The organism is Pseudomonas sp. D3-27, from assembly GCF_051132165.1.
GTDB lineage: Bacteria > Pseudomonadota > Gammaproteobacteria > Pseudomonadales > Pseudomonadaceae > Aquipseudomonas.
Genome location: NZ_CP071667.1, coordinates 2,487,678 through 2,512,928, shown reverse-complemented (window position 1 = coordinate 2,512,928; position 25,251 = coordinate 2,487,678). Strand labels below are relative to the sequence as shown.

The window sequence follows — 25,251 nt, the reverse complement described above, 5'->3', positions numbered from 1 at the left end:
TTATCCAGCGCTGCACATGCGCGCTTGGGCGCAATCAATTTGAAACGGCCCGAACACCGCCGCCCTCGGCTTGACCGGCGGGTTCCCCACCAACACACCCAGCGCCCTGGCGGTGAGGATGTTGTGGGCGATGTTGTGGTTGCATTCGATGGTCCGCGCCAACGACCCCGCCGACGCCTGACCCAATCCCAGCAATGAAAAGCCATTGGTGATGAATGCCAGGAAGGCGATCACCCAGAATTTGCACCTGCTCATGCTCCGGCCGCTCCTTTCGCGACGGCATGCGTGACGCTCACGGCTGAAGCCTGGAGGGAGGGTTCCGCAACGTTTTGGTATTGGGTGCCGAGACTGACTATCAGCACCAGCGTTACGTAGAGGCCGATGGCCAAGTAGGCGCCGCGCTTGGCGCAGATGAGGATTGCACTGGCCATGGGAGGCTCCGTGGGCATGTTTGAATGCCCACAGAATCAATCAAATAAACCGTTATGAGTAGCGACTAATATGCATAGTCACCATCAGTTTAATTGATCGATAAAAGTTATCCGCTCAGTCGCTCAACAAGCTCAACAATCGCTCGCGAGCCACTTCCAATTCACCGGGAATCGGCTGGGCCGCCGAAACAATCGGGGTGGAATAAAGGAACAGCAACATCACTGCCAGACGCATCGCCATGGTGTCGATCCTTATTAGCAAGGAGTCAATTAACTAGCGTCAAATTTAAACACATGGCTATGTGACATCACAACAAACTTTCCTCCTGAACGCACGAAGCCTGCGATCTTTTCTCTCCCCTGGGCATCCAGCAGGAAACGAAAAGATCGCAGGCTTCAGTGTGAGCGTGCTCAGTGTTGAGTCTTGTGATCCAGCGCCGCGTAGAAGTTGGCGCTCTGTTGCAGGTATTTTTCGGTGTAGCTCTGGGTGCGGTTTTTCTTGTCGCTGATCTCGATGCTGGCACTGGCGGGCAATGCCACGGTGGCGGAGATGGCGGAAGCGGCGATCACGGAAAAAAGATTCATGTTCATGGCGGTAATCCTCGGATTCAGTTGGCTGACTTGCCCGGTGGGGCCGTGAAGCAAACTTACGCGCCGAGGCGTCTCGTCTTGAAATGCTTTGTAATACTAGCGACTATCAGTCTCGTTGATACAACTCCGAAAGCCCCGAAAATCGGGGCCTCGGGTTATTGACGAACGAGGAATTTCACATCGCTTGGTGCGTCCATGGGCAGCTTCTGGACGGTCTTGCCCAGCAGGCCGGTCTTCGGATCGCGCTCGATGACCACGATCTGATTGCTTTTCTGATTGGCGACCAGAACGAATTTTTCGCTCGGGTCCAGGCTGAACTCTCGAGGATGATCACCCTCGACGGAGCGTCGCTGCAGCTCTTTCAAGGTGCCGGAAGCCGGGTCGACGGCGAACACCAGCATCTCGTTTGTGGTGCCACGATTGCTGACGTACAGGAACTTGCCGTCTTTGGAAGCATGGAGCGCTGCCGCGGCTTTACCTGGCTGCGGCTTTCCATCGGCCAGCGCGACAAGCTGGCGCTGGGTCAGGCGACCGTCCTGGTAATCGAACACGGCCACCTGGGCCGTCATTTCCATCGTCAGCCAGGCGTGCTTGCCATCCCCACTGAACAATAGATGGCGCGGTCCGCTGCCCGGTGGCAACTGCACGAACGGCGGATCGGCAGGCGTCAGCGGCATTTCGGGGTTGGCCTTGGGGTCGTAACGGTAGACAAACACCTTGTCTGCCCCCAGGTCGTTGGCGAACACATATTTGCCATCGGCTGACGACACCGAGGAATGCACATGACCCGACTTCTGCCGCTCGGAATTGACCCGACTCGGCTGATGGCTGCCCATCTGCACCACCGGCGCCAACCTGCCATCCGCGCCCACCGGCAACACCACCAAGGTGCCGCCCGGGTTTTCCAGGACGGAATAATTACTCACCAGCAAATGCTGGCCATCATGGCTCAGGCTGGAGTGGGTCGGCTCGTTGCCCAAAGATTGCACCTGGTTGATCAGGCTCAGTTCAAAGGTCTTCGGGTCGATGGCGTAGCTGCTGACCTTGCCCACCGGGTCTTTCTGGCCCGGCCCGTTTTCGTTGACCACGAACAACCGGGTCATGTCCTTGGAAAGGGTCAGCCAGGAAGGGTTGTGCGTCTTGATCACTTGCAATGGGTTGGCATCGATCTGGCCGGTGCGGCTGTCGAATCGCAGCCGGTAGATGCCCTGGCTCTGGTCCGCCGTGTAGGAACCCACCAATAACTGATGGCGCTCGCCAGTGTCCGCCTGGACGCCCATGGCGCCGACGCTGCCGGCCATCAACAAGGGCCAGAAACTACGCATCTTCATGATCGGAGTCCTCATCGTCGTGGCCGCTGGTCGCTTCCACGCATTCCAAGTGGTGATCGCCTGAATCGCTGGTGATGATCCAATGCTTCAGGGCTTCGTCGAAGGTCGCGGCCTGCATCTGCGCCTCAGTGAAACGCCAATGCTCGCGGGTGCGACCGTTCATGCACTCGACGTGCAATTGGTCTTGCTCGTCGAGGGAGAAATCGAACGCGTGCAGCCCGTCGATGATCAGCATGTCGCAGTGTTCGAGGGCATGCAGCAGGGTGTCGGTCAAGGCAATCATGGCGGTCAACGTTCATTGGGAAAGGCGGCATGATAACCCAATGTAGGAGTGAGCCTTGGGCCATAAGGTTCGAAAGCAGTGTTGCCTGACATATCGCTTTCGCGAGCAGGCTCGCTCCCACAGGGGATCTCCAGTGAATGCAAAATTTGTGTTTGCTGAAAAACCAACTGTGGGAGCGAGCCTGCTCGCGAAGAGGCCGGCACATTCAACTCGAATGTAACGACCTCACCGCAACCCTCAGAGCGCCTCGCGCCCCGGCACCCCATCCACCAACCGCAGGATGCCCAGCGGATTGGCGTTTTTCAGCGGTTCCGGCAGCAGGCTGTCCGGGTAGTTCTGGAAGCATACCGGACGCAGGAACCGGTCGATCGCCAGCGTACCCACCGACGTGCCACGGGCATCGGATGTCGCCGGATAAGGCCCGCCATGGACCATCGAATCACACACCTCCACGCCGGTTGGATAGCCATTGAGCAAGATGCGCCCGACTTTCTGCTCCAGCAACGGCGTCAGTTCGCCAAACTGTTCGAAGTCCTCCGGCTCGCCAATCATCGTGGCGGTGAGCTGGCCATGAAGGCCGTTCAGGGCTGCGGTCAGTTGCGCCTGGTCCGCGACTTCGACGAACACCGTGGTCGGGCCGAAGACTTCTTCCTGCAACGCTTCGTCGCTGTTGATCAGCAGGCTGGCATCGGCCTTGAACAATTGCGGCTGGGCCTGGTTGCCCTGCTGATCGCGACCGGCCAGGTGTTCGATGCCCGGGTGAGACAGGAGCTTCTGCAAGCCCTTGCCGTAGCTTTGCAGCGTGCCGGCGTTGAGCATGGTCTGCGGCGCCTGGTCGCCGATCAGCGAAGCTACCTGCTGGGTGAACGCGGTGAATTCCGGCGAGCGGATGCCGATCACCAGGCCAGGGTTGGTGCAGAACTGACCACAGCCCTGCACCACCGAGGCGGTCAAGTCGCGGGCAACGCTGTCGGCGCGGTTTTTCAAGGCCTGCGGCAATACGATTACCGGGTTGATGCTCGACATCTCGGCAAACACCGGAATCGGCTGGGGCCGAGCGGCCGCCATGTCGCACAGGGCGCGCCCGCCCTTGAGGGAGCCGGTGAAACCGACGGCCTGGATCGCCGGATGCTTGACCAGCCATTCGCCAACACCACCGCCGTAGATCATGTTGAACACCCCGGCCGGGATCGCGGTTTTTTCCGCTGCGCGAATGATCGCATCGGCCACGTGCTCGGCGGTCGCCATGTGGCCGCTGTGGGCCTTGAACACGACAGGGCAACCGGCGGCCAGGGCGGCGGCGGTATCACCACCGGCGGTGGAAAATGCCAACGGGAAGTTGCTGGCGCCGAACACGGCCACCGGACCCAGGCCGATGCGGTACTGACGCAGGTCCGGACGCGGCAGCGGCGTGCGCTCCGGCAAGGCGCGATCGATACGCGCACCGTAGAAATCGCCACGGCGCAGGACCTTGGCGAACAGGCGCATCTGGCCGCTGGTGCGACCGCGCTCGCCCTGGATGCGGGCCGCTGGCAAGGCGGTTTCGCGGCAGACCACGGCGACGAAATCATCGCCCAGGGCGTCCAGCTCATCGGCGATGGCGTCGAGGAACTCGGCCCGGCGCGCCGCGCTCAAGCTGCGGTAGATCGGATGCGCCGCCGCAGCGGCCTTGGCGGCCGCGTCGACTTCTTGCTCCGTGGCCTGGACGAATTCATGGGGCAAGGCCTCGCCGGTGCTGGCGTCGACGCTCTGCAGGCGAGTCTGGCCGGCCGCGCTGCGCGCACCGCCGATGTAGTTGTGACCAAGGATCTGGTTCATCGCAAGTCTCCTCTTAAAGTGTGCCGATAGTACCCGGATTGAATACCGCGTCTACCGGGGCAATGCCGTTGACCAGCGGCGCGCCGAACTCGGCCTGGCTGATTTCGAACACGTCCCCCGGCTGGGTGCGGATGCCGTCGGCGAACGACAGCGTCGCGGTGCCGAAGAAGTGAACGTGAACGTCCCCCGGGCGCAGGAACTGACTGTACTTGAAGTGGTGGAATTCCAGGTTTTCGAGGCTATGGCACATGTTCGCCTCGCCGCTGAGGAATTCGTTCTGCCACAACACTTCGCCGTTGCGCAGGATACGACTGGTCCCGGACAGATGTTGAGGCAATTCGCCCACGCGAAGTTCCGGGCCAAAGCTGCAACTGCGCAGTTTCGAATGGGCCAGGTAGAGATAATTCTTGCGCTCCATGACGTGATCGGAAAATTCGTTGCCCACCGCGAAGCCCAGTCGATACGGCTTGCCATCGTGTCCAATGACGTACAGGCCGCTGATCTCCGGCTCTTCGCCGGCGTCTTCGGCAAACGGTGGCAACGGGAACGGATGGCCCGGGCGGACCACGATGCTGCCGTCGCCCTTGTAGAACCATTCCGGCTGCACGCCGGCCTGCCCGGCCTGTGGTTTGCCGCCCTCGACGCCCCATTTGAAGATGCGCATGGTGTCGGTCATCGCGGCTTCGTCGCCGGCCTGTTGGTGCATCTTGTCCCGGACCGAAGCGCTGCCCAGGTGGGTCAGACCGGTACCGCTGACCAGCAAGTGCGCCGGGTCCGGGTGGTCCAGCGGCGGCAGAATACGCAGTTCGCCCAGCAGTTGCGCGTAGTCATGGCTCGCCCCCAGGCCCAAGCCGTTGACCTGCTGCTCAAGCTTCACGCCCGCCTCGATCGCGGCCAGCGCCAGCTCCCGCACAGTGGCGGCGCCCTGCACTTCACGTACCTGATCGCCCTCGACCACACCGACGCGGCGCTCGCCGTTACTCAATTCGAACTGAACTAAACGCATGGGTTTTCTCCCTGTAAACAAAACATGAATAGGCGAAGCAGGCTTTGTGGCGAGGGAGCTTGCTCCCGCTGGGGGGCAAAGCACCCCCAACTTCTGGCGCCGAGTTCATTTAGGCAAACACAGCGTATGTTTTTGCGACTGCTGCGCAGTCGAGCGGGAGCAAGCTCCCTCGCCACAAAAGCTCTCGTTCACAATTGCAATAAGTTCAGCTACGCGTCGCCCCCCGGGCGCTCGCCGCGAACTGATCCGCCGGCAGCACATGCTTGCGCTCCAGCAGGCGATAGACCACGCCGGTCAGCACCAGGCCGAACACCATCACGCACGACAGGAAATAAAGCCCCGAAGCCAGGTTGCCGGTGTACTCCTTCAGCGCACCGATCACGAACGGCCCGATGTAGCCACCCAGGTTGCCCACCGAGTTGATCAACGCAATGCCCGCCGCCGCGCTGGCGCCAGCGAAGAAACGTCCTGGCAAGGTCCAGAACACCGCTGTGCAAGAGAACAGCGCGAATGCCACCAGGCACAGCGCGGCCAGTTGCAACACCGGTACCGACAGCCAGGCACTGAGGAACAGGCCGATGGCGCCCAGTACATACAGCACGGCCAGGTGACCGTAGCGATCATTCAAGCGATCGGAACTGCGGGGAATGATCAACAGGCCGATGATGCCGAAGATATACGGTACGGAGGACACAAAACCGGTCACCAGGTCACTGCCGCCGAACTGCTTGATCAGTGTCGGCAACCACAAGCCCAGGCCGTAGATGCTCAAGGTCACTGGCAGGTAGAACAGCGCCAGCAGCAAGACTCGCTTGTCTTTCAGCGCATGCAGTGGATTGCCGTGGCGCGTCTGGCCGTATTGCTCGAGGTCTTTTTGCAGCTCGCCGGTCAGCCAGTCCTTCTCAGCCTGGTCCATCCACTTCACTTGTTGCGGGCCATCTGGCAGATAGCGCAGCACGGGCCAGGTCAACAGCACCGCCGGCAGGCCGATGACGATGAACAGCCACTGCCAGCCATGCAGGCCAAGGATGCCATCCATGCCCAGCAAGCCACCGGACACAGGGCCGGTGATCATCATCGCGATGGGTTGGGAAAGAATGAACAGCCCGAGGATCTTGCCACGATGGCGCACCGGGAACCATTGGGTGATGTAGTACAGCACGCCCGGGAAGAACCCGGCTTCGGCCGCACCCAGTAAAAAGCGCATCACGTAGAAACTGTGAGGCCCTTGTACAAACGCCATGCCAATGGTGATGGCGCCCCAGGTGATCATGATCCGGGCGAACCAGCGCCGAGCACCGAAGCGTTCGAGCATCAGGTTGCTGGGGATTTCCAGCAGGAAATAACCGATGAAGAAAAGTCCTGCGCCCAGGCCATAGGCGGCGTCGCCGATGCCGATGTCGGCACCCATGTGCAACTTGGCGAAGCCCACCGCAGAGCGGTCCACGTAGGCGATCAAGTACAGCAGGATCAGGAAGGGAATCAGTTTGAGAGTGATGCGACGAATAAGCCGCAATTCCTGGCTCATGGGGCCGGTCTCCGATTGTTGTTGTTATAGAACCTTGGGGGATTTCTCTCGCGAACGAACGCCAGGACAACCCCTCCGTTGAATCGAACTATATAGTAATACTATTTACTCAACAACACTTCCAAACCGCGCAAATTGCGCTTATGTTACGCTTCAGCTCGAACAATATAGTCATACAATAAGAGAATCGATCATGTCTGATAAGAAACCCTCCCTGCGCTCGGCCCAATGGTTTGGCACTGCCGACAAGAACGGCTTCATGTACCGCAGCTGGATGAAAAATCAGGGCATCGCCGACCATCAGTTCCACGGCAAGCCGATCATCGGCATCTGCAACACCTGGTCGGAGCTGACGCCGTGCAATGCGCACTTCCGCCAGATCGCCGAGCACGTCAAACGCGGCGTGATCGAGGCTGGGGGTTTCCCGGTGGAATTCCCGGTGTTCTCCAACGGCGAATCGAACCTGCGCCCGACCGCCATGCTGACCCGCAACCTGGCGAGCATGGACGTGGAAGAGGCGATTCGCGGCAACCCGATCGATGGCGTGGTGCTGCTCACCGGTTGCGACAAGACCACCCCGGCCTTGCTGATGGGCGCCGCCAGTTGCGACGTGCCGGCCATCGTCGTCACCGGTGGCCCAATGCTCAACGGCAAGCACAAGGGCCAGGACATCGGATCAGGCACGGTGGTTTGGCAGTTGAGCGAGCAGGTCAAGGCCGGCACCATCACCATTGACGACTTCCTCGCCGCCGAGGGCGGCATGTCCCGCTCGGCCGGCACCTGCAACACCATGGGCACGGCCTCGACCATGGCGTGCATGGCTGAAGCCCTCGGCACTTCCCTGCCCCACAACGCGGCGATTCCGGCCGTGGACGCCCGTCGTTATGTGCTGGCCCACATGTCCGGCATGCGCGCGGTGGAAATGGTCCGTGAAGACCTGAGATTGTCGAAGATCCTGACCAAGGAAGCCTTCGAAAACGCCATCCGCGTCAACGCCGCCATCGGCGGGTCGACCAACGCGGTGATTCACCTCAAGGCCATCGCCGGACGCATCGGCGTGCAACTGGACCTGGACGACTGGACCCGCATCGGTCGTGGCATGCCGACGATCGTCGACCTGCAGCCATCCGGGCGCTTCCTGATGGAAGAGTTCTACTATGCCGGCGGCCTGCCCGCCGTGCTGCGTCGCCTGGGTGAAGCCAACCTGATCCCTCACCCGAACGCGCTGACAGTCAACGGCAAGAGCCTCGGTGAAAACACCAAGGACGCGCCGATCTACGGCCAGGACGAAGTCATCCGCACCCTCGACAACCCGATCCGCGCCGACGGCGGTATCTGCGTGCTGCGCGGCAACCTGGCGCCATTGGGCGCAGTGCTCAAGCCATCCGCCGCCACGGCGCAACTGATGCAACATCGTGGTCGCGCGGTGGTGTTCGAGAACTTCGACGAGTACAAGGCCAGGATCAACGACCCGGAACTGGACGTCGATGCCGACTCGATCCTGGTCATGAAAAACTGCGGGCCGAAGGGTTATCCGGGCATGGCTGAAGTGGGCAACATGGGCTTGCCGGCCAAGCTGCTGGCCCAGGGCGTGACAGACATGGTGCGCATTTCCGATGCGCGCATGAGCGGCACCGCCTACGGCACCGTGGTGTTGCACGTGGCGCCGGAGGCCGCGGCTGGCGGACCTTTGGCCGCCGTGAAAGAAGGCGACTGGATCGAACTCGATTGCGCCAGTGGCCGCTTGCACCTGGACATCCCGGACGCCGAACTCGCCGCGCGCCTGGCCGACCTCGCACCACCGCAACAATTGCTGGTGGGCGGCTATCGCCAGTTGTACATCGACCATGTGCTGCAAGCGGACCAGGGCTGCGACTTCGACTTCCTGGTGGGCTGCCGCGGCGCCGAGGTGCCGCGTCACTCCCACTGACCCCGCCCCTCCCTGTGGAAGCAAGCCTGCTCGCGATAACGGTGGGCCAGTCAGCAATGATCCGGCTGATCCGACGCCATCGCGAGCAAGCTCGCTCCCACAAGGGGCCTGTATCTGCCCCAACGAAATCGCACTAGCGACCCGTCATCGCCGCGCCTGCTATCATGCGCAGCACCCCACGCACACAGGATCGCGCCGCGTCCCATGGATTACCGTAAACCCTCCGACCGCAAAAGCATGCATGCGCGCATCGTCCAGGAACTGGGCAGACAGATCGTTTCCGGCCGCTTCAAGCCCGACGACAAACTGCCCGCCGAAGCGTTGCTGTGCGAAGAGTACGCCGTCAGCCGCCCCGTGCTGCGCGAAGCCACGCGGGTGTTGGTCGCCAAGGGGTTGGTGTATTCACGGCCGCGAGTGGGCACGGTGGTCAAGGCCCGTCGGGAATGGCACATGCTCGACCCGGACGTACTGCACTGGCTGATGCAAAGCAGCCCGCAGAATGAATTCTTCGGCCTGCTTACCAGCGTGCGCAGCATCATCGAACCGGCCGCCGCCGCGCTCGCCGCGCAGTTCGCCACCGACGAAGACATTGCCGCCATCAGCGAAGCCTACCAACGCATGGAAGCGGCACCGACTCCCGAAGCGCTGCTGCAACCGGACCTGGATTTCCACAGCCGCATCGCCGACGCCACCCACAACGACCTGCTCGCCAACCTCTGCAACATGTTGTCCGTGGCCATTGCCGAAGCGCTCAAGCACTCCAACCAGCGGCCCAACCTGCATGAACTGGCGATGCCGCGACACAAGGCGATCCTCACCGCCATCGAGAACCGCGACGCCCTCGGCGCACGCCACGCCACCCTGGTGCAATTGGATGATGCCCGCAGCGCCTTGAACGTGGTGTTGGGCAGCGATCCCGCCCCGGCCTGACACAAGCCATCCCCAGCGGGTGGTACCTATATACCGCACGCAGGGAAAGAGAATCCCGACACTTGACTCTCGCCGTCATCCCGACGGCCATGCGTCCAGAAAAGGAATTCTCATGAACACGCTCTCCTCGGCCGGCAGCCCGCCGGCCGCCGCGCACACCGTCAACCCGATGTCCGCCCGCCCGACCTTCAAGCAGGTTGTCCAGCAGGTGCTCGGGCAAGCCCTCAGGGAAAAATACCCCGCGCTGGCCATCGACCTCGACAAGACCCGACTGGCGACACCGGACGAGGCCGCCCAAGGCTGGAACTACCAACCCTTCATGCCCTTGGTGCTCGATTACCTGGCCCTCGGCACGCCAGTGGATTTCAGTTCACGGGGTAATTTGGACTGTTATCTGTCCGACTCGGTCCCCAGCCGTCTCTGGTCAGGCAACGACAGGCTCGACATAAAGGTTGTCGAGAAACTGCTGCATGAGCTGCCCTGGACCGTGCCGATCGGGCTCTAAGAAGCATTGACCCGCTATTGGAACGGCGATGCCGAAACCATCTCCCATACCCAGGTGGCTGCCCGCACCAGCCGCTGGCATTGGCTGGGCGATACGCTGAGGATCTCGTTGCATATCCGCAGGCTTCAGCAACCGGGCCTGACGGTGCCCGCCTGCGAGGCGCTGGACCAGATCGTCCGGTGGCCGGACCGCGAGCAACGTTTCCAGCGCAATGCCTCCGCGGTATACGTGTATGGCCTGAACAGCGTGCTGACCAAAGGCGCCGTGTCCTCGGTGCTGCCGAGCAGCGATCTTCTGCTCATGCATTACACCGAGTACGGGCTTACGCTCTTGCTATGCAGCCCGGGCGCCGCCATCCGACCTTTCGAATCGCTAGACGCCTTCAATCGCCATTGGCGCGAACAGATCGCCAATCGCTATGTGGTCGACACGATCACTTGCCAACGCTACGAGCTCGACGGCGACGTTTTCGACACCCAGGCCGCGCTGATCCTGGAGCAACAACTCACCGAGCTGAAGGCCGTGCAACTGCCGTCAAAAATCGGCCTGGCGAACCTCAGTGCGCTGTACAGCGACTTGAGCGACCCGACGCGATGCCTGCGCGATGCACCAAGGCTGACGCCTGAGACATCGGCTCGACTCGCGCCGCTACTCCCCGATTGGTTGAAAAATGCATCCCTGGCCGATTGCGGCCGATTCCAGCGGTACAGCCTGGCGCTGGCGAGTATCAGGAGTCGGATTCAAGGCCGAAGCCACCCCAGCGACATCAAGGCCTTTGCCGCCGAGGCGCTGCTCACGCAAATGAACAAAACCAACGACATCAGCCCGGACAAGGCCGACCCCAGCCAGTACCAACCCGATGACATCGAGCTGATCTTCACAGTGTCCGCGGGATATCCCGGAACCGCCGGTATCAGCGAACGCAGGACGATGAGCCTTACCCGCCTGGCCATCGACAATCTTGTCGCCCGTCCCAGCGGCCATTTGCAACTCGCCCACCGGCAGGGCCTGTCATTGCCGGCCTGGCTGACAACAGATTTCCTCACCCGCAAGAACGGGCTGATCGAGCAAGTCGACATCGGCACGACCTATCCTCGCTACCTGCAACAAGAGCTGTTGGGCGACTCGTCCCAAGCCCGTGAGCTGCAAAAGATATTTGCCGAACAGGTCCCGGCGCAGTTACCGCTCGAAGCGCTGCGGCAGGTGCTCACCGAAAAAAACGGCATGACCCGCCACGGGCTGCGCCTCATCGAAGCGGTTTTCCAACCCGACACCGAGGGTCGACAAGTCGACGGGCAGCCCGTTGTCATGCGTCACCTGGCCTTTCTGCGCAAACCCCAGGCCCAGCCCGACATCGCGAGCAACATGTTTATCGTCGAAGCACAGGACGCCAGCACCGGCCCGCATCTGTTGTACCGTCCGCTGTACGTGCCCTCGCTGATGGAGTTTCCCACCCGCCTGGCGCTGCAACAGGCCATCGCCACTACGGGCGACCTGCAAACCAGCGTCCTGACCTGGATGTCCGACGCGGCGCGCTCGGTGTATGCCAACGGTGGCTTTACGGAGCCGCACATCGTGCGTTTTTTCCAGGGCGACGAATTCAGCGCCCCCGAAAAACCCGTCCCGGCCACGCTTGCCACCGATGGCATTAATGACGAGTTGCTGCAGTACCTGCACCGAGGCGAACTGCTCCAGTACCTGTATGGCTGCAACGCACAGGCTTTGATCACACAGGCCGACCGAAACTCCGTCTCGAACAGCGAAAGCCGCTGGGCGGCATTGCTGGAAGGCGGCAGCCTGTTGTTCAACACGTTGCTGTTCCCGTTGTTGCGCGGCCCGGCCATGTCCGCGGTCTGGTTATGGAGCTTGATGGCCAGCGCCAGTCGCGACATACCCGCCCTGATCAGCGAAGACCCTGTGACACGGGAGCTGGCTGCCGTCGATTTTCTGGTCAACCTCGCCATGCTGACCAGCCAGTTGCACGCCAGCCCGGTGCCACCACGCGTGCCCATCGCCGAAACGGTCAAGGAACAGGCCATGCAGCCCCCTGCTCCACGTGCCATGGCCGAACAATGGCCGGCGCCGCCGGTGCCGGCCATCCTGGAAGGATCCGTTTCCCTGCCCGACGCGCATTCCGGCGCCCTCGACCGCATTCTCGATTTCAGTTTCACCGGCGCCCGTCATCGCCTGACGTCGCAGCAACGCACCCAACTGGCACGCATGCAAGTACCCCGCCCCGAGTCTCTCCCCGAACCGATCCACTACGGTCCCTTCAAAGGTCTCTATGTGATCGGTAACAAATGGCACGCGTTGGTGAACGAAAACTTGTATCGAATCAGCCCGGAAGCGGACGGCAGCACCAGGATCGTCGACCCGCTCGACCGGCTCAGAATGGGCCCGGCGCTGCAAACGGTTGACCAAGGCAACTGGTCCATTGACCTGGGCCTGCGCCTCAGGGGGGGCATGCCGCCTAAACGCATTGCCGAGCAACGGCAACTGAACGTTAAAAGAACCATCACCTTGATCGAAGAGACAAATGCGATGATGAAGCGCATTGATAAGTTGCAAACGGAGCTGGACGTCGCTCAACAGATACTCAACAGAGTAGAAAATGACAGCACCAAAACCGAAAACCAGCGGGGCCCCAGGCGCAAAGTGTTCTATGACCTGAACAAAGAACAGGTCGACATTTACCTGACGATGCTCGACAGGGCGCCGGAACATGCCAGGTTGGGTATCGATATTCCCGCCAAGGAAATCCGTGCGCTGATGGAAAATGTGGTCATCAATGCCCGCAGGGCGGTATTGGTCACTGATATGGAGCAACGCGCCCTCAATGCAGCCAACCCGAACTATGGGGAAGAATTGGTGTTTACGGCCGTCACTTCCAACATGAGGGACTATCTGAAATTCCTCGATCAGACCGTCGAGATCAATGAGCGGGCCATCTACTGGCTGGAACTCAAGGATGAGTACCTGGACAGACTGTTGAACCTGGACAGCGCAGGCGCCCAGGTCTACGAGCGTCTGGTCAAAGACCGTCCATTGGACGAGCGAAATGCCTTGGGCTCCAAGGCCCTGCAACTGGCGACATTGCCGTTGCTGTCGATCAAGCACCCGGAGAGCGACCTGCCCGACAGCTTGTTTCGTATCCTCCAGCCTTTGGGAGAACAGGTGCGCTCGCACTCGGAACTGGGCATGTACGACCTGCCTGAGCTTGAGCATCTGGAAGTGTTGGAAAGCCTGACCGAGCGATACGCCAAGACGCTGGATGCCTTGCTCGGCATGAAGACGCTCTATATCGACGACATCAACGAAGCGTCCTTCGACAAGCTGATCTCACTGGTCGACAGCCTGTACCAAGACGCCTCCAGCAAGCTCGCCGCCGAAGTCAAACCCGAGCCAACACCTCGCAAGCGCCCGTCCAAACGGCCTAAGTCGCCCTCCGGCCGTCCTCAGAAGAAGGTGATCAAGACGCGAAAGAACGGCGTGCTGATTGGCGACCTGAAGCCTGCGGGTACCACCTTGCCGATCGAAGTCGTGGAGCTGCGCTCGCAAGCCAATGACGAGGTGCTTTCCATGTATTCGCAACACGACGATGTTTGGGATGTCGTCGAAGTGCGTCGACCACGGCCCGCCCCCCGAACGCGCTCCATCAAAGCAATCAAGGCCGATGCACAGGCCCTGCTGGGACAGTTGGCGGAACGCCTGCGCCGCGCCGATGACTACAAAAAGCGCTGCCGACATCCCCAGGAGATCGAAGAAATCATGAGCAACGAAGCCAGTCGCTTCCGTGTGCTCGCCGATGAACTGGACCGCGCCTTCACAGCCTCGAAAACACCTCGCACAGCGGCGGACCAGGCGCTGGGCAAGCAATTGTCGGATGCGATTTCAAGCCTGGGCAGCAAAGGCAGTGCCTTGCGCACCGAACTGAGCCTGCACCTGCCGCCCACCGACGGCAACCTTCGCTACTTGTTCGATAAAAACCTGATTCAAGTCGCGCTGCTCGGCAAGCGCCAGCCCTTGAAGGGCACCCGCAAGGACTTCCTCCAGGAATACGCGGTCAACGACCGCAAGGGTTTCCCGCTCTGGTATGGGCATTTTCACTATGAAACGGTGGATTCGCCGAAAGCTGACTACACCGTCGCCCACCTCAAGACCAAGGAACAACGCCACGAACACTATCATTCGCTGCTTGCCAAGGCCGACAGCCCATATGCGGTTGTAAACGTGCATCGTGGCCAGATAGGCCGGTCACTGGCGCAAAGCAGGTTTCTACCGTTGGCGCCGTGATCGAGGTACATGAAAGCCTGGGAGCGGGCTTGCTCGCGCTGGCGGATGGACATTCAACACCTTCATTGACTGTCACACCGCTATCGCTTGCAAGCTCGCTCCTATATCAGTTCGCCACCTGGGCTGTGCTGAAGGTACTGCCATCGGTCAATGGGCAAACAGCGAATTGCCCTTCTGCCCCGCCAGTTTTTCCGGCTTGATCAGAAAGCGCGCCAAGGCCGGCAGCAGCCACAACGCGCCGAACATGTTCCACAGCAGCATGAACGTGAGCATCAAGCCCATGTCAGCCTGGAACTTGATGGCCGAGAAGATCCACGTGCACACCCCGATCGCCAGGCACAGCCCGGTGAACAGCACCGCTTTGCCGGTGGACTTCAGCGTCTGGTAATACGCTTCCTGCAACGGCAGGCCGGCCCGCAGGAAACTCTCCAGGCGACTGTAGATGTAAATGCCGTAGTCCACGCCGATCCCTACACCCAAGGCCACCACCGGCAGGGTCGCGACCTTCACGCCAATCCCCATGAAGGCCATCAACGCGTTGCCCAACACCGACGTCAGCACCAGCGGCAGGACGATGCACAGCGTCGCCGCCCAGGAGCGGAAGGTGATCATGCACATCGTCGCGACGCAGATATAAACCAGGATGAGGATGATCAGTTCCGATTCCTTGATCACTTCGTTGGTGGCGGCCTCGATGCCGGCGTTACCGGCGGCCAGGATGAATTCCAGGCCATCGCGGTTGTTCTCCTTGGCGAAGTCCTGCACCGCCTTCACCGCGCGGTCCAGGGTCTCGGCCTTGTGGTCGTTGAGGAACACCAGCACCGGCGCCAGGGAACAGCTGTTGTTGTACAGGCCATCGGCCCGGGCAATGGAGCTGTTGAGCACATCGGGGTTACGGGACAGGGTTTCCCATTTCAGGTTGCCCTCGTTCATGCCCTTGATCATTTGCTTGGACACGGTCACCAGGGAAATTGCCGATTGCACGCCCTCGGTGTTCTGCATCTTCCACATCAGCTCGTCGATCGGCGCCATGGCTTCATAGCGCGAGCAGCCTTCGGCCTTGGTCTTGACCATCACCACCAGCACATCGGAACTGGTGGAATAGTTACTGATGATGAAATTGTTGTCTTGGTTGTAGCGCGAATCCGGTCGCAGCTCGGGTGCGCCCTGGTCCAGATCGCCGATCTTCAGGTTCTGGCTGTACCAGAGGCCGCCGCCGAAAGCGAGTACCGCCAAGGCAATCGACACCGGCGCGACCTTGGCACTGGCGAACTTCGACAGCAGGCGCCAGAACGGATGCTCGCGGGTCGCGTCTTTCTTGCTGCGCTCGACGGCCCGCTTGCTGATGCCTACATAGGAAATCGCCACCGGTAACAGGATCAGGTTGGTGAACACGATCACCGCCACACCGATGGAGGCGCCGATGGCCAGTTCGCGAATCACGCCGATGTCGATGATCAACAAGGTAATGAAGCCGACGGCATCGGCCAGGATCGCGATCATCCCCGGCAGGAACAACTGGCGGAAGGTACGCCGGGCAGCCGTCAGCGCGTTGTCCGCTTCGCTGGACTGCAAGGCGATGCCGTTGATTTTCTGTACGCCATGGGAAATGCCGATGGCAAAGATCAGGAACGGCACCAGCATCGAATAGGGGTCAAGGCCAAAGCCCGCCGCGTGCATCAGCCCCAACTGCCAGACCACCGCCACCAATGTGGTGCTCAACACCGCCACGGTGCTGCGCATGCAGTTCGTGAACCAGTACAGGAGGATCAACGTAATCACGAAGGCCACGCCAAAGAACATCACCACCATGACCAGGCCGTCGATCAGGTCGCCGACCTTCTTGGCGAAACCGACGATATGGATCTGCACATTGGGGTTCTGGGCTTCGAACTTGTTGCGGATCTTGTCTTCAAGCTCATGGGAAAACTTGCGGTAATCCAGGGCGAGCAACTTGCCTTGGTCTTGCGGGTCCGGGTAGGACTCCAGCAGCGGGATATCGATGATGCTCGATTTGAAGTCGTTCGCCACCAGGCGCCCGACCTGGCCGGACTTGAGCACGTTGTTGCGCAACAAGTCGAGGCTGTCCGCCGAGCCATCGTAGCTCTGGGGAATCACCTCACCGCCGGCGAAGCCCTCCTCCGTCACCTCGGTCCAGCGCACGCTCGGGCTCCACAGCGACTTGAGCCCGGAGCGGTCAACGCCGGAGATATAGAACACTTCATCGTGGATCTGGCGCAGGGTCTCCATGTATTCCTTGGAGAAAATGTCGCCGTCAGTGGCTTCAACGGAGATCCGCACCGTGTTGCCGAGGTTCGCCAGATCGTTGCGGTGTTCGAGCATCTTTTCGATGAAAGGATGCTCGAGGGGGATCATTTTTTCGAAACTGGTGGAGGGCCGGATCAGCGTCGCTTGCCAGAAAAGGAAGATGCTGACCAGCAGGCAAATGACGATCACTGCCGGGCGGTTGTTGAAAATCAGGCGTTCGAGAAACGTCGCCTTGTCTTGGTGATGACTGCTCATGGGGTCCGCCTTGTTGTTATTGTGCCCGTCTGACAGGTCCGGCTCATTTGCTCAATTCGGCGCCAGTGGACGTGGTGGCCCGAACACCGCCCTGTCCCGCCAGGATCAGGTTACCGTTGCCCGCCGACGTGACGGCCGCCACGGAAATTCGATCCGGACGGTTGAACACGCTGAACGTCACGCCATCGTCGGTGCTGCGGATCACGCTGCCACCGTTGCCGACGATGACGATCGAGCCGTCCGGCAACAGCGTTGCGCCCGACAAGCCGAACTCCAGCGCGCCACGGGCGGCCTTGAGCTCGACCTGCTCCCAGGTCGTGCCAAAATCGGTGGAACGATAAAGATTGCCGCGAAGGCCGTAGGCCAACAGGGTCGAAGGCTGGGCTGTGCCAACGACGCCAAACAGCGAGCCTTCATAAGGGCCTTGGATTTTTTCCCAGGTCTGCCCCCAATCGGAGGAACGGAACATGCTGCCGGCCTCGCCGACGATGAACAGCCCTGTATCTTTCACGGCGGTAACAGCATTGAGGTGGTATTGATCTTCATTGTCGAGGCGGTCGCTGGCGTCTTCCCAGTGCTTGCCGCCATCGTTGGTCTCGTACAGCGCACCGTAGGCACCCACGGCGAACCCATGGCTGGGGTCCTGGAACCAGACGTCCAGCAAGGGCGCCTCGCGAGGCAGGTCTTCGAATTGCTTGGTCCAGGTGGTGCCGCCGTCGACGCTGGCGAGGATCTGCGCGTCGTGTCCTACGGCCCAGCCATGCTTGTCATCCACGAAGAACACCGCAGTGAGCAGCTGGCGGGTCGGAACCTTGGCCTGGGTCCAGGATTTACCCTGGTCATCGGAATAGACGATGTGGCCACGGTCACCGACCGCCACCAGTCGCTGGCCGGCCTGGACCACATCAAGCATCAGGGTCTTGCTGGCCTTGGCCGACTCGACGGAATAGATGACATCGGATGTCGATGCGGCCACCGCCAGCACGGGTGCCGACAAGACGGCGGAGCCCAGCAGTGAGAGCGCCGAGGCCAGCAACGCCACACGGCGCAGCATCGGCGGCCGGCAGCGGCCCACAGCCATGACAGGCTCATTCATAGACCTTTCCCCCATTATTATTGTTATGGCTTGGTACGTTGCCAGGCTTGGAGCATAGCCCTGAAACCTGCAATCTAGAGCCACTCGCAAGCGGAACCTATCCTATCGGGCTTTCGAAAGGTCTGACAATCGACGCCACGTTATCTTTTGTTAACCATGGGGATAACGGGAAGGGGTGAATCAGAAGATATTCGTGAGAATGATGACTGTGGCGAGGGAGCTTGCTCCCGCTGGAGGCCGGCGGACTCCCTTTTCCTGGTTCACGCGCCTTCAGTGGCGAAACGAATCAAGGGCAGGCCTGCTTTGCAGGCCAGCGGGAGCAAGCTCCCTCGCCACAAAAGGCAGCGCGAAGCCTGGTCAAGCCAGGCTCTTGCTCACCACTTCAAACACATCGGCCGACAACCCGCCAGACGCCAGGATGCGCTCCAGCTCGGCCTTCATCAGTGCCTGGCGGGCACTGTCGTATTTGCGCCACCGGGTCAGCGGCGCCAGTTGCCGCGAGGCGATCTGCGGGTTGAAACCGTTGAGCTGGATGACCAGATCCGCCAGGAAGCGGTAGCCCGAACCGTCGGCGGCGTGGAAGTTGATCAGGTTCTGCCCGGCGAACGCGCCGATCAACGCCCGCACCTTGTTCGGATTCTTGATGTTGAACGCAGGGTGCTCCATCAGCGCCTTGACCCGCGCCAGGCCACCCGGCAACGGGCTGCCCGCCTGTACGCTGAACCATTGGTCCATGACCAGTGGGTTGCCCTTGAAGTTTTCCGCGAACACTTCCAGGGCGCGAGCCTTCTCGGTTTCGAACGGAGAGTTGACCAGCACCGCCAGCGCCGTGAGGCGCTCGGTCATGTTGTCGGCAGTGTCGAACTGATCGAGCGTCGCGCTCAACACTTGCGGTTTGTCGGTCAGCATCAGGTACGACAGCGCAATGTTCTGCAACGCGCGACGGGCGAAGTGTTCAGCCTCGGCCACGTAAGGCGTGCGCCGGGACAGGTCGCGATTGGCCTCATAGCGCAGCCATAAGGCTTCGAACAGGTCCTGCGCCAACTGCCGGCGGGCAAACTCGCGGGCGACGTGGATCGCCTCGACGTCGGCGATTTCGCTGATTTCGGTCAGGTAGGCTTCGCTTGGCAGCGAGAGCATTTCCGCGACCATCGCCTGATCCAGCGATTCATCCGACAGCACGGTGCGCAATGCGCTGACCAGCCGTGGATCCAGCACCAGGCTCTCGCCCCGCTGGTGCTGGCCGATCAGTTCCTGCAACACCTGCACCGACAACTGCTGGCCGGCATCCCAGCGGTTGAAGCCATCGCTGTCGTGCTGCATCAGGAACATCAGTTGGTCGCGGTCGTATGGGAAGCTCAGTTTCACCGGTGCGGAGAAACCGCGCAGCAACGAAGGCAGAGGCTTCTCGGCGATATCGACGAAGGTGAAGGTCTGCTCGGCTTCGGTCACCGAGATCACTCGGGTCGTGCCGCTGGCCGCCGCTTCGCCGTTCAGGCGTAGGGGCATTTCACCGCCCTGGCTGTCCAACAGGCCCAACTCGACGGGAATCACGAACGGCAGCTTTTCCGCTTTGTCCGGGGTTGGCGGGCAGCTCTGGCGGAAGGTCAGGCTGTAGGTCTTGGCCGCTGCGTCGTAGGACTCGCTCACCACCAGCCGTGGGGTACCGGCCTGGCTATACCAGCGCTTGAACTGGCTCAGGTCGACACCGTTGGCATCTTCCATGGCCTTGATGAAATCGTCGCAGGTTACGGCCTGGCCGTCGTGACGCTCGAAATACAGGTCGCTGCCCTTGCGGAAGCCTTCGGCCCCCAGCAGGGTGTGGATCATGCCGACCACTTCCGAGCCCTTTTCGTACACGGTCAGGGTATAGAAGTTGGAGATCTCGATGAAGCTGTCCGGGCGCACCGGGTGGGCCATTGGCCCCGCGTCCTCGGCAAACTGGTGGGTACGCAGGTACGCCACGTCCTGGATACGCTTGACGGTGGCCGAGTTCATGTCCGCCGAGAAGCCGGCGTCGCGGAACACCGTGAAGCCTTCCTTGAGCGACAACTGGAACCAGTCGCGGCAGGTCACGCGGTTGCCCGACCAGTTATGGAAATATTCGTGGGCAACGATCGCCTCGACCCGCTGGTGCGCGGCGTCGGTGGCGGTTTCGGCACGGGCCAGCACGGCGCTGGAGTTGAAGATATTGAGGCCCTTGTTTTCCATGGCGCCCATGTTGAAGTCGTTGACCGCGACAATCATGAAAATGTCGAGGTCGTATTCGCGACCGTACACCTCTTCGTCCCAGCGCATCGACTTCTTCAAGCTGGTCATGGCGTGCTGGCATTTGTCGATGTTTTCTGGCTCGACGTAGATGCGCAGCGCCACGGTGCGGTCGGTCATGGTGGTGAACGTGTCTTCGACGCACCACAGGTCACCGGCCACCAGTGCAAACAGGTAGGCGGGTTTTTTGAACGGATCTTCCCAGGTCGCCCAGTGCCGACCGTCTTCGCCGGGGCCGCTGGCAATCGGGTTGCCGTTGGACAGCAGCACCGGATAGCTGTGCTGCTCGGCCACCACCGTGGTGGTGAACTTGCTCATCACATCAGGGCGGTCGAGGTAGTAAGTGATCTTGCGGAACCCCTCGGCCTCGCACTGGGTGCAAAACATACTGCCGGATTTATAGAGGCCTTCCAGCGCTGTATTGGTTTGCGGATGGATCCGCACAGTGGTATCGACCGTGAACGCCTGGGCCTTGGGCTGCAAGGTCAGGTGGCTGTCATCGAGCTGGTAGTCGCCCTGCCCCAGGTCGGCGTCGTCGAGCTTGATCGATAGCAATTCCAACTGCTGGCCATCGAGCACCAGCGGCGGCAGTCCGGCACCGCGCTCGGGGTTGCGGCGCATCACCAGTTGCGCATGGACCAGGCTGTGGTCCTCGAACAACTCGAAGGTCAGGTGTGTTTCGTCGATCAGGTACTCGGGGGCCTGATAGTCCTTGAGGTAGATCATCTTCGGTTGTTCGGTGCGCATGGGTCGAATCCTTCTACTGATGCACGGCGAGCTGGTAAGCCGTGTATTTACGAATATTGATCACGCCGGTGTCGAAAATCAGGTATTGGCCCTTGATTCCCAACAGCGTGCCCTCGGCGATCGGGTCCTTGTCCAGGTTGAAGCTGACGATCTTGGCCGGGTATTGCTCCACCGGGTAACGGATCTCGATGGGTTCGACGTCCGCTATGGTCTGGATCGCCTGCAAGCCGAATCGTTCCTGAAGGCCCTGCAAGCCCGGGGCGCAGCTTTCGAAGAGGGAATCGCGGATGGCGGGCAAGTCCACCGCCGCCGCGTCGCCCTTGAGCAAGGCGCGCCAGTTGGTCTTGTCCGCCACCTGGCTGCGGAACAGGTCCTCGACGAACCCCGACTGCTGGCGGGTGGCGACCCGCAGGATCGGCAGCGCCTGGCTCGCACCCTGGTCGAGCCAGCGGGTCGGCAACTGCGTGGCGCGGGTGATGCCGACTTTCACGCCCGACGAATTGGCGAGGTAGACCACGTGATCGGTCATGCAGAACTGCTCGCCCCACGCTGGGTCGCGGCAGGTGCCCGCGTCGAAATGGCAGCGCTCGGGGCTCATGATGCACAGGTCGCACTGGGCCAGCTTGGTCATGCAAGGGTAGCAATAACCCTGGCTGAAACTGGTCTTGGTCCGGCGTCCGCAATGGGTGCAGTGGATCGCACCAAGGTATTGCAGGCGAATCGTGCTGCCGATCAACGGATTGACCGGCACCTCGACGTCACCCAGGCGAAAGGCATATTGAACAGTCGGCCCGTCAAGGCGCGCCGACATCTTGCTGATTGCACCGCGGCCAATCTCGATCAATGGATGGCATCCGACTTGAACAGGATATTGGGCACTTCGATGGCTTTGGACTGGCATTCCTGCGGGCCCATGTAGCCGGTGCGCTCTTCCTCGGGCAGGTTCTGGATTTCCCAGGCGATCATCGCCTGCAGCGACAGCTCGCGCTGCTCGGCGGTGAGCTTGTTGCCATCGGCCCATTTACCGATCTCCACGGCCAACTTCAGGCTGCGGTAGATGTCGGGGGTTATGTTCTGGATCATTTCGTTGAAGGAAGACATGGATTCTCCGCGCAATCGCGCATTTTCAAAAGACACAGGCGCCTGTCAAAGAGACATTTTACGGCGAGCGAACAGCCCGCCCAACAGCCCGGTGAAGCAGCCGACGAGTAGCCCACCGACATGGGCCGCGTTGGCGATCTCGCCGAAACCGATCAGCGAAACCAGCCCGGACAGGCACAGCAGCAACCACACCAGCATCATCACCAGCACCCCTCGGGGCAAATGATAGGCCGGGTTCGGTGCGAGCAGTTGGTAGATCCAGCAATGCCCCAGCAGGCCGTACAACACTCCCGACAACCCGCCGAACAGCGTCGGGCCACTGAAAAAGTACTGGGCGAAATTGGAGACAAGGCTGAACAGCAGCGTCAGCCCCAACAGGTTGATGCCGCCCTGGCGCGCTTCGATCCGCCGCCCCAGCTCCCAATACCACATGCCATTCATGGCGATGTGCAGGAAGCCGAAGTGAATCAGCATCGGCGTCACCAGGCGCCACCACTGCCCCGCCGCCAGGCTATCGGCCAGCGGTGTGAACTGGATGTACTCGCCGACGATGCGAAACTGGAGGAAGGTCAGCCAGCGCAAGGTTTCAAGATTGTCCCCCAGCAGCGTCACGGCGCTGACGATCAGGCTCAGCAGCAATACCAGGGCCGTCACCGGACTGCGGGTCAGCTGTTGCACGAACCCGGTTCGCCGGGAAGTGCTGCCCTTGTCCGGCAGTTCCAGCTGCTGCTCGGGATCGCCAGCAGGGAATCGCGCATACAACGAGCGCACGTCTTCACTGATCTCGTTCGGCACCCAGAGCACCTGCTCACCCGCCTCTTCACTGACGCGATGGGGGACCTGCATGCGTTGCAGCAGTTTGACGAAACCGCTGAGGTCTACCGCCAGGGGCAGGCGCAGGACCGCGACGACGCTCATTGCACCACCTCCGGTCGCTCGACATCGACCCAGACGAACTTGTGCGGATCCAGGCGGGTTTCCTGGTCGAGGCGATACGCAACGAGCTTGCCATAGAGCACCGCGCTGTAGTCCAGGCACGCCAGGTTCGAGCGGATCGGCGCAGGCTTGCCGCTGCGCCAATAATGGCCGACGAACAACATCGGCTGATCGACGCCATAACGCAGCAGGTTGTTTTTTTCATCCGGGGACAATGGCGTGCGGGCCACAGGTTCTGGCAATGCATCAGGCTGGAACACGATGTCGCCGTAGGTCTGCGGGTTGTCTTCCCAGAACTTGGTGCGGAAGAATGCCCGCGTCAGGCCATCGCCACCCGTCAGGGTCATGCCATGGGGCAGGCGCATGTCGGTGCCCCGCAGCAGGCGGTCGAAGACCGTACAGGCGAAACTGCCGGATTCGGCCGACGCCTGGAGAAAATGCTCGTCGACGCAGCCATTCGGAAACAGACCACGCAAGGGTTCGATGAGGCCGGCATCCCAGCAAGCGTGCACGACCCGGAAACGGCCGGCATCGACAAACAACGGCAGCTCATAGAACCATTTGAGGAAATCGCGCCACTCGCCAGGGTGCTGCTCGAACTGGCTCAGCGTCTCGTTGAGCAGGCGGGCATGGCGCGGCGTGTGCTCACGCACGTAGCGCTGGCCGCTGCCCGGCAGTGCCGGGGTGCTCCAACCCAGCGCATTGAATTCGTGGTTGCCCATGATGCACAGCGCCTGGCCGGCCTGCACCATGTCGTGGACGATGTGCAGCGCCTCGCGAATACGCGGGCCACGGTCGATGATATCTCCGAGGAACACAGCCATGCGCGACGGATGCCGCCAGACCCCGCCCTGCTTGTGGTAACCGAGCCGGTCAAGCAGGTGTTCCAGGGTCAAGGCGCATCCGTGCACGTCGCCGATCAGGTCGTAACTGCGCGCGGGATCGAGCATCAGTCGCCTCCACCCCCCAGACGACTGCCCCAGCCGAGCTTGGTCCGGCAGACTTCGTAGTAGTTGTGATCCAACGGGTGGATCAGGCGCAGCTTCTGGGCCTTTTTGCTGACGGTGATGGTGTCACCTGGCGCGCAGGTGAAATGGTTCTGGCCGTCGCATGATACTTGCGGGTAGATCTGCATATCCTTGGACACGACGATTTTCAGTTCACTGTTGCCATCGACCACGATGGGTCGCCCAGACAAGGTATGGGGGTACATGGGCACAATCACAATAGCGTCGAGCTTGGGATGCATGATCGGCCCGCCCGCCGACAGCGCATAGGCGGTGGAACCGGTGGGCGTCGCGACGATCAGGCCGTCGGCCTTCTGGCTGCAGACGAACTGGCCATCGATGTACAGCTCGAATTCGATCATGCGGGTGGACTTGCCGGGGTGCAGCACCACGTCGTTGAGGGCATCGCCTTGGCCGATGGCCTCGGCGTGACGACGGACCTCGGCTTGCAGCAGGAAGCGGTTCTCCACCAGATAATGGCCGTCCAGTACCTCGGCAACCTTGATTTCCAGCTCGTCCGGGCGGATATCGGTAAGGAAGCCAAGGCTGCCACGGTTGATGCCCAGTACCGGAATGTTGTGCCGTGCCAAGGCCCGGGCGGCGCCCAGCAGGCTGCCGTCGCCGCCGACGACGATGACCATGTCGCAGACTTCGCCGAGCATCTTGCGCGACGATGTCTGCAGACCGTGGCCCGGCAGCACTTCGGCGATGGTGTCTTCGAGGATCACATGCAGGTGCCGCTCCAGGAGGAAGCGTTTGAGACGGCGAACGGTGTCCAGCACCTGTGAACTGCCCAGGCGACCGATGATGCCGATATTGCGAAATTGCTCCATGAGGCTCCTGCGAGGGTCTGCGACGGGCGAAAAATACGATTATGGGCGAAAGCGCTCCGTAGACAAAATTCTTTAAGCCTCCAGCGCAACGGCT

Annotated in this window: 21 protein-coding genes; 4 read left to right on the top strand and 17 right to left on the bottom strand. The window is 61.2% G+C overall.

Features of this window, described 5'->3' with window-relative positions:
* The 9 genes from J3P92_RS11660 to J3P92_RS11620 all read right to left on the bottom strand — a co-directional run bounded on the left by J3P92_RS11660 (position 1) and on the right by J3P92_RS11620 (position 6,988).
* Entirely contained in the window at positions 1-255 is a 255-nt protein-coding gene (locus tag J3P92_RS11660) for a hypothetical protein (protein WP_434611122.1), read from the bottom strand.
* On the bottom strand, positions 252-431 hold the full coding sequence (locus J3P92_RS11655; RefSeq protein ID WP_434650853.1) for a hypothetical protein: 180 nt from the start codon (positions 429-431) through the stop codon (positions 252-254). Before J3P92_RS11655 ends, J3P92_RS11660 begins: the two co-directional genes overlap by 4 nt.
* Positions 432-546: 115 nt before the next feature.
* Positions 547-672, bottom strand: coding sequence for a hypothetical protein (locus J3P92_RS11650; protein WP_434563761.1), 126 nt, complete (start codon positions 670-672; stop codon positions 547-549).
* Positions 673-842: 170 nt separating this feature from the next.
* On the bottom strand, positions 843-1,022 hold the full coding sequence (locus J3P92_RS11645; protein ID WP_420766540.1) for a hypothetical protein: 180 nt from the start codon (positions 1,020-1,022) through the stop codon (positions 843-845).
* Positions 1,023-1,177: 155 nt separating this feature from the next.
* Positions 1,178-2,353: a lactonase family protein gene (locus J3P92_RS11640; protein ID WP_434650851.1), complete on the bottom strand. Its 1,176-nt coding sequence runs from the start codon at positions 2,351-2,353 to the stop codon at positions 1,178-1,180.
* Positions 2,340-2,636 (bottom strand): DUF5629 family protein, encoded by a 297-nt coding sequence (locus J3P92_RS11635; protein WP_420766542.1) that lies wholly within the window; start codon positions 2,634-2,636, stop codon positions 2,340-2,342. The genes J3P92_RS11640 and J3P92_RS11635 overlap by 14 nt, the downstream gene beginning before the upstream one ends.
* A gap of 237 nt (positions 2,637-2,873) precedes the next feature.
* Entirely contained in the window at positions 2,874-4,454 is a 1,581-nt protein-coding gene (locus tag J3P92_RS11630) for an aldehyde dehydrogenase (NADP(+)) (RefSeq protein ID WP_434650849.1), read from the bottom strand.
* 13 nt (positions 4,455-4,467) lie between these two features.
* Positions 4,468-5,460 (bottom strand): AraD1 family protein, encoded by a 993-nt coding sequence (araD1, locus tag J3P92_RS11625; protein WP_434650847.1) that lies wholly within the window; start codon positions 5,458-5,460, stop codon positions 4,468-4,470.
* 205 nt (positions 5,461-5,665) lie between these two features.
* Complete coding sequence (locus tag J3P92_RS11620; protein ID WP_420766545.1) at positions 5,666-6,988, bottom strand: MFS transporter; 1,323 nt, start codon at positions 6,986-6,988, stop codon at positions 5,666-5,668.
* 193 nt (positions 6,989-7,181) lie between these two features.
* On the opposite strand from J3P92_RS11620, the gene J3P92_RS11615 reads away from it, so the two are divergent.
* The 4 genes from J3P92_RS11615 (at position 7,182) to J3P92_RS11600 (ending at position 14,646) form a co-directional block, all read left to right on the top strand.
* Complete coding sequence (locus tag J3P92_RS11615) at positions 7,182-8,918, top strand: IlvD/Edd family dehydratase (RefSeq protein ID WP_420766546.1); 1,737 nt, start codon at positions 7,182-7,184, stop codon at positions 8,916-8,918.
* A 204-nt stretch (positions 8,919-9,122) separates the two neighbouring features.
* A complete protein-coding gene (locus J3P92_RS11610; RefSeq protein WP_434563751.1) occupies positions 9,123-9,848 on the top strand; it encodes a FadR/GntR family transcriptional regulator in 726 nt (241 codons plus the stop codon).
* A gap of 112 nt (positions 9,849-9,960) precedes the next feature.
* Positions 9,961-10,353: a hypothetical protein gene (locus J3P92_RS11605; RefSeq protein ID WP_434650845.1), complete on the top strand. Its 393-nt coding sequence runs from the start codon at positions 9,961-9,963 to the stop codon at positions 10,351-10,353.
* Positions 10,354-10,359: 6 nt separating this feature from the next.
* On the top strand, positions 10,360-14,646 hold the full coding sequence (locus J3P92_RS11600) for a dermonecrotic toxin domain-containing protein (RefSeq protein WP_434650843.1): 4,287 nt from the start codon (positions 10,360-10,362) through the stop codon (positions 14,644-14,646).
* A 147-nt stretch (positions 14,647-14,793) separates the two neighbouring features.
* Here J3P92_RS11600 and J3P92_RS11595 read toward each other — a convergent pair whose 3' ends face one another.
* The 8 genes from J3P92_RS11595 to J3P92_RS11560 all read right to left on the bottom strand — a co-directional run bounded on the left by J3P92_RS11595 (position 14,794) and on the right by J3P92_RS11560 (position 25,157).
* Entirely contained in the window at positions 14,794-17,169 is a 2,376-nt protein-coding gene (locus J3P92_RS11595) for an efflux RND transporter permease subunit (RefSeq protein WP_434563745.1), read from the bottom strand.
* Positions 17,170-17,212: 43 nt separating this feature from the next.
* Positions 17,213-18,265 carry a WD40/YVTN/BNR-like repeat-containing protein gene (locus J3P92_RS11590; protein ID WP_420766550.1) on the bottom strand — a complete coding sequence of 351 codons (1,053 nt, stop codon included), beginning with the start codon at positions 18,263-18,265 and terminating at the stop codon, positions 17,213-17,215.
* Between the two features lie 357 nt (positions 18,266-18,622).
* Positions 18,623-21,280, bottom strand: a complete 2,658-nt coding sequence (gene pepN / locus J3P92_RS11585) for an aminopeptidase N (protein WP_434650841.1) — start codon at positions 21,278-21,280, stop codon at positions 18,623-18,625.
* Between the two features lie 13 nt (positions 21,281-21,293).
* Positions 21,294-22,124 carry a DUF2797 domain-containing protein gene (locus J3P92_RS11580; protein ID WP_434563739.1) on the bottom strand — a complete coding sequence of 277 codons (831 nt, stop codon included), beginning with the start codon at positions 22,122-22,124 and terminating at the stop codon, positions 21,294-21,296.
* A complete protein-coding gene (locus tag J3P92_RS11575) occupies positions 22,121-22,381 on the bottom strand; it encodes a YeaC family protein (protein WP_420766553.1) in 261 nt (86 codons plus the stop codon). The genes J3P92_RS11580 and J3P92_RS11575 overlap by 4 nt, the downstream gene beginning before the upstream one ends.
* A 45-nt stretch (positions 22,382-22,426) precedes the next feature.
* Positions 22,427-23,299 (bottom strand): rhomboid family intramembrane serine protease, encoded by an 873-nt coding sequence (locus J3P92_RS11570; protein ID WP_434563737.1) that lies wholly within the window; start codon positions 23,297-23,299, stop codon positions 22,427-22,429.
* Positions 23,296-24,270, bottom strand: a complete 975-nt coding sequence (locus J3P92_RS11565) for a metallophosphoesterase (RefSeq protein ID WP_420766633.1) — start codon at positions 24,268-24,270, stop codon at positions 23,296-23,298. Before J3P92_RS11565 ends, J3P92_RS11570 begins: the two co-directional genes overlap by 4 nt.
* A complete protein-coding gene (locus J3P92_RS11560; protein WP_003180647.1) occupies positions 24,267-25,157 on the bottom strand; it encodes an NAD(+) kinase in 891 nt (296 codons plus the stop codon). The genes J3P92_RS11565 and J3P92_RS11560 overlap by 4 nt, the downstream gene beginning before the upstream one ends.
* Positions 25,158-25,251: the final 94 nt, after the last annotated feature.

Coding starts and splice junctions, on each gene's coding strand:
- J3P92_RS11660 (WP_434611122.1), bottom strand. CDS start 255: ATGAGCAGGTGCAAATTCTGGGTGATCGCCTTCCTGGCATTCATCACC.
- J3P92_RS11655 (WP_434650853.1), bottom strand. CDS start 431: ATGGCCAGTGCAATCCTCATCTGCGCCAAGCGCGGCGCCTACTTGGCC.
- J3P92_RS11650 (WP_434563761.1), bottom strand. CDS start 672: ATGGCGATGCGTCTGGCAGTGATGTTGCTGTTCCTTTATTCCACCCCG.
- J3P92_RS11645 (WP_420766540.1), bottom strand. CDS start 1,022: ATGAACATGAATCTTTTTTCCGTGATCGCCGCTTCCGCCATCTCCGCC.
- J3P92_RS11640 (WP_434650851.1), bottom strand. CDS start 2,353: ATGAAGATGCGTAGTTTCTGGCCCTTGTTGATGGCCGGCAGCGTCGGC.
- J3P92_RS11635 (WP_420766542.1), bottom strand. CDS start 2,636: ATGATTGCCTTGACCGACACCCTGCTGCATGCCCTCGAACACTGCGAC.
- J3P92_RS11630 (WP_434650849.1), bottom strand. CDS start 4,454: ATGAACCAGATCCTTGGTCACAACTACATCGGCGGTGCGCGCAGCGCG.
- araD1 (WP_434650847.1), bottom strand. CDS start 5,460: ATGCGTTTAGTTCAGTTCGAATTGAGTAACGGCGAGCGCCGCGTCGGT.
- J3P92_RS11620 (WP_420766545.1), bottom strand. CDS start 6,988: ATGAGCCAGGAATTGCGGCTTATTCGTCGCATCACTCTCAAACTGATT.
- J3P92_RS11615 (WP_420766546.1), top strand. CDS start 7,182: ATGTCTGATAAGAAACCCTCCCTGCGCTCGGCCCAATGGTTTGGCACT.
- J3P92_RS11610 (WP_434563751.1), top strand. CDS start 9,123: ATGGATTACCGTAAACCCTCCGACCGCAAAAGCATGCATGCGCGCATC.
- J3P92_RS11605 (WP_434650845.1), top strand. CDS start 9,961: ATGAACACGCTCTCCTCGGCCGGCAGCCCGCCGGCCGCCGCGCACACC.
- J3P92_RS11595 (WP_434563745.1), bottom strand. CDS start 17,169: ATGAGCAGTCATCACCAAGACAAGGCGACGTTTCTCGAACGCCTGATT.
- J3P92_RS11590 (WP_420766550.1), bottom strand. CDS start 18,265: ATGAATGAGCCTGTCATGGCTGTGGGCCGCTGCCGGCCGCCGATGCTG.
- pepN (WP_434650841.1), bottom strand. CDS start 21,280: ATGCGCACCGAACAACCGAAGATGATCTACCTCAAGGACTATCAGGCC.
- J3P92_RS11575 (WP_420766553.1), bottom strand. CDS start 22,381: ATGTCTTCCTTCAACGAAATGATCCAGAACATAACCCCCGACATCTAC.
- J3P92_RS11570 (WP_434563737.1), bottom strand. CDS start 23,299: ATGAGCGTCGTCGCGGTCCTGCGCCTGCCCCTGGCGGTAGACCTCAGC.
- J3P92_RS11560 (WP_003180647.1), bottom strand. CDS start 25,157: ATGGAGCAATTTCGCAATATCGGCATCATCGGTCGCCTGGGCAGTTCA.